Here is a 286-nt window from a genome sequence, read left to right on the forward strand (position 1 = left end):
GGTGCTGCCGCTCTTAAACCCTCCGGCTGTTGCTGCGGTCTGTATGTCGGATTTACCGCAAATGAATAGCAACGCCTGCAAGGTTTTGTAATCGCGCTCGGTCAGGTCGGTAACGTCTTCCCGGTCGTTGACGCACTCGCCAATTGTCAGGGCAGAACCTCCGGCGAACTCGTCCACGCTCGCCGGGTAGTAACCGCGCTTAATGTCGATTTTAAGGCCGTTGGGCGTGATGATTTTGCCGGGGAACATGCCCGGATAAGAATAGGTGAAGTTGACGTGATAGCCG

At 55.6% G+C, this 286-nt stretch carries 1 protein-coding gene; it reads right to left on the reverse strand.

Annotated features, from left to right (window positions below; translation table 11 throughout):
• Positions 1-286, reverse strand: a 286-nt coding sequence (locus QP437_RS09970; RefSeq protein ID WP_285267729.1) for a hypothetical protein, incomplete at both ends; no start/stop codon positions are given.

Source organism: Haemophilus sp. UMB1048, from assembly GCF_030218125.1.
GTDB lineage: Bacteria > Pseudomonadota > Gammaproteobacteria > Enterobacterales > Pasteurellaceae > Haemophilus_D.